Below are 3,830 nucleotides of genomic sequence, written 5' to 3'. Positions count from 1 at the left end.
GTCTCCTTCCGGGGCGACCCCGACCCGCACGCCCCCACCGCATCCGAAACAGCACAGGAAACCCACGAAACACGGCCCCGTCCCAGGGGGGCCATAGATGGCCCGAGTGGCCTCGACCTGCACGTGCCGGTCATCGGCGAACAGGGCGTCTAGGCGGTTTTTCTGCTTGTCGGTGAGCAGGCCGGCGCGGTGTGAAGGGTACGTCGGTCCTGGTAGAGCGGGTCCCCGGCCTGGCCTCGTCGGACGTGGATTTCTTGTTGGATGCGTCGGCGGCACTCGTCCGGGGCGTCCGCCGGCCAGGCGGACGACATGGAAGGGGTCCATTACTGGCACGGCCTCAGAGATCTCCTCGGCGGCGGTCTTGAACCCGGTGAACCCGTCCATGACCACGGTCTTGATGCTAGCTCTCCAGACCTGGGGTTGTTCGGCGAACCAGGTCTTGAACACGGCCTTGGAGCGTCCTTGAACCATGTCGAGGAGCCTGGCCGGGCCGGTTTCCTCATGCACGCCGGTGAGATGCGGTGATGACGGTGACGTACTTGTCTCCCCGGCGGGTGTGTCGCATACGTGCTCATCGACCCCGATGACGCGAACACCATCAAGGCGGGCCGGGTCCGCGATGAGCAGGCGTCTGCCTTCGGCGAGGACAGCGGTGTTCGCGGTGTGCTAGAGACCCCGAGAACGCCCGCGAGCTCGTCTTCGACACGATGGCCTATCTCGACCGGGTCTCCGTCGAGGGCGTCGTGATCCTCGAGGAGCTGGCCGCCCCCGCCGCTGCGGCCGTCCCGGAGGTCGACGCCGCCGGAGACGGGCCCGACGGGGCGGGCTCCGGCCCCGAGCCGGCTCGAGGGCGGACGCGGTCGGCTGAGCGGGCCCGGACGCCGATGGCCGGGGCCCGCAGAGATCATTGAGCTGTCCAATGAGTCAGACCTGCTCCTGAGAAGGCCCTTTCTGGGGAGAATGCTCCGTGTCCCCCGCTGCCTGCTGTCGGCCATGGTGGCGCGCGTCCCGGCGCGCTACGCCTCGGACGTCGTCGTCCGGGAGCTCTGCCTGTCGCGTCACACGGTCATCACCCACCTCGCCCGCATCCGCGACAAGTACCGTGCGGGGCGCCATCAGCTCGGCCGCGTGGCGTCGAGGATGGCGCGGGCCGCCTCGGCGGCGAGGTCTGCGAGCTCGGTGGGGCTGGGCGCGTCCGGGTCCGTGCGGGCGGCCCACCAGGAAAGGGTCTCGACGAGGTGGTCCAGGAGGAGGAGGGCGGTCATCCGACGGCCGAGGTCCTGCCCCGGGGGCGAATCGGGGCGGAGCAGGGTCTCGATGGTGTCGACCCAGCGGGTGCGGTGCCCGTGCAGCGCGGCGAGGAGCGAGGGGTGCGAGGCGATGAGTCGGACCCAGTTTGCCATCTGGGACAGCTCGGTGGCGGAGAGGCGCCGGACGAGTTCGTGGGCGATGTCCTGCCCGATGCGAAGTGCCGGCGTGCCCGGTGGCTGTTCGGCGATGACGGCCCGGATCATCCGGAGTGTCTCGTCATCGATCATCATGCCGATGATGAAGTCCTCCTTCGTCGAGAAGTGCCGGAAGAATGTCATCTGCGAGACCCCGGCGCGCTGGGCGATCTGCGCCACCGTGATGGCGTCGTAGTCGTGCTCGGCGAGCAGGGAGCGACCGGCCCGGCGGATCGAGTCCCTCGTGGTACGACGTTTCTGCTCCTGCCAGGCCCGGCGCGCGGCCACGGTCCTCGTCGACGTGCCGCGGCCAGTCGGCGCAGCGGACGGCCTCGTGGCGGTACTCTGCGCATCGGTGTCGGTCACAGTCGCATCATCACCCGGTGCGGGTGTCACCGCGGCGCACGAGCACCACGACGGCGACGAGTGCGCCGACGGCGACCAGGCAGCAGGTGAGCAGGGAGAAGTCCGTCGCCGTGGTGTATGCGCGGGCGGCTGCCTCTCGGAGGGCCTGTCCGGCCGCGTCCGGCGAGCGGGCGGCCTGCTGGAAGGCGATCGTCACCGAGCTCGTGGCCTCGGGCGTCGCGTGAACACCTGAGGCAGTCAGGCCAGTGCTGTAGATCGAGCCCTCGACGGTGCCGAGCACTCCGATGCCCAGCACCGAGCCGAGCTGTTGGAGGACGCTGAGCAGGGACGACCCGGTGCCCCGCCGGTCGCTGTCGACTTGGGAGAGTCCCCACGACAGCGCGACGGGCTGGCAGACGCCCATGCCCAGGCCGGCGAGCGCTTCGCCCACGCCCATGAGGACGAGTCCGCCTCGGACGGTCGCGGCGCCCATGATGACAGCGCCCAGGGCCAGCAGGGTCAGGCCGGCTCTGCATGCGCCGGCGGGGCTCAGCCGACGCGTGGCGTGCTCGTTCAGCAACGAACCGAGGATCGCGCCGGCGACCAACGGCATGAGCAGCAGCCCGCCCACCAGCGCGTTGTGGCCGAGGACCGTTTCAAGATAGGCGGGCAGGACGAAGATCAGCCCGAAGACCGCGAAGTTCACGGTGGCCAGCACGATCCCCCCGATCGCGAAGGGGGTCGAGGCGAACAGGCGCAGATCGGTCAGCGGACGCCCGGTGCGCAGGTCGGACACCACGAACCCCACGACGAGCACCACTCCTGCCAGGGCGGAGCCGCAGGCCGACAGGCTCATCCAGGCGCGCTGGGCGTTGATGAGCCCAGCCGTGAGCAGACCGAGCCCCGCGGTGACGAGCAGCCCGCCCCGCCACGGCAGGCCGGTGGCGGACGCGACCGGCCGCCTCGACCGGGGGATCACGCGCAGGCTCCACACCATCACCACCAGGAATGCGACGACGTCGAATGCGAAGATCGCCCGCCACCCGGCCAACGAGGTGAGCCCGCCGCCGATCACCGGTCCGAGCGGAGCGCCGAGGGTCCCGGCGATGGTCCACACGGTGAGCGCTCGCGCCCTGTCCGCCATGCGGGGGAACAGATCGGCGATCAGGGCCAGGCTCATCGGGATGAACATCCCCGCGCCCGCGCCCATCAGGGCCCTCGCCGCGATGAGGCACCCCACGACGGGGCTCGCCGTGCCCAGGACTGAGCCGACGAGCAGGCCGACCAGCCCCATGAGCAGCACCCGGCGGTGGCCGAGGCGGTCTCCCCCGAAACCGGCGATCAGCAGGACCACGACGAAGGCCAGGCTGTAGGCCGAGGCGACCCACTGCTGCTGCGCCATCGACGCGTCCAGACTCGCACTCACGTCAGGCAGTGCCACGTTCACCGCGGCAGTGTTGACGAACAGCATCGCAACGCCCACCGACAGACACACCAGCCCGGCCCAGCGGCCGGAGGCCTCCTGCCCGGATGCCCGGGCCCGGCCCGTGTCCTCACCCACAACGTCCCACTTCCTCTCGGTCGCAGCACCCCGGACGCCCTGCCCGGCCGCGACGGCGATCCGATGCGTCACTCGGATCCGAGACCACCAGCATATTCCATATGTGAGAGACTATCATTCTGGTCGGTCGGGTCGCCCGAGGACTTGAGTGCTACCGGGGCGGCGGCCGCGGCACGTCGAGAAGGAGAAGTACGCCGATGGGATACAAGCCAGGGCGGGTGCCCGCCTCGGTGCGCGACAGGCTCCACGATCTGGTGGAGACGTCCGATCGTGACTTCGTGCCGCCGCTCTCGTGGCGGGCGGCGATCGGCGAGGTGTTAAGGAAGCCGGAGTTGTGCTGGAGACGACCGATGTCTCAACTCCTCCATCCGTAATCGCTTTCGTTGAAGCTTATTCATAGGGATGATCTAAGCTGTTGTCGATGGTTTCGTGGAGGCGTGTCGCAGAAGACGAAGGGCGGCCTGCCCCGAGATAATTAA

Annotated in this window: 4 protein-coding genes; 1 reads left to right on the top strand and 3 read right to left on the bottom strand. The window is 69.5% G+C overall.

What is annotated here, in order from left to right; translation table 11 throughout:
- Positions 1–585, bottom strand: a 585-nt coding sequence (locus K336_RS18155) for a transposase (RefSeq protein ID WP_411431128.1), incomplete at its 3' end; no start/stop codon positions are given.
- Between the two features lie 122 nt (positions 586–707).
- On the opposite strand from K336_RS18155, the gene K336_RS0112240 reads away from it, so the two are divergent.
- A complete protein-coding gene (locus K336_RS0112240) occupies positions 708–911 on the top strand; it encodes a hypothetical protein (protein ID WP_028707183.1) in 204 nt (67 codons plus the stop codon).
- 204 nt (positions 912–1,115) lie between these two features.
- Here the strand turns inward: K336_RS0112240 and K336_RS19830 are convergent, their stop codons facing one another.
- Positions 1,116–1,811, bottom strand: a complete 696-nt coding sequence (locus K336_RS19830) for a TetR/AcrR family transcriptional regulator (RefSeq protein ID WP_162142626.1) — start codon at positions 1,809–1,811, stop codon at positions 1,116–1,118.
- A gap of 10 nt (positions 1,812–1,821) precedes the next feature.
- A complete protein-coding gene (locus K336_RS0112230) occupies positions 1,822–3,351 on the bottom strand; it encodes an MFS transporter (protein WP_028707182.1) in 1,530 nt (509 codons plus the stop codon).
- Between the last annotated feature and the right edge of the window lie 479 nt (positions 3,352–3,830).

The sequence above is a fragment of the Propionibacterium acidifaciens DSM 21887 genome (assembly GCF_000426605.1).
GTDB classification, from domain to species: Bacteria; Actinomycetota; Actinomycetes; order Propionibacteriales; family Propionibacteriaceae; genus Propionibacterium; species Propionibacterium acidifaciens.
This window is presented reverse-complemented; position numbering and strand designations above follow the sequence as displayed.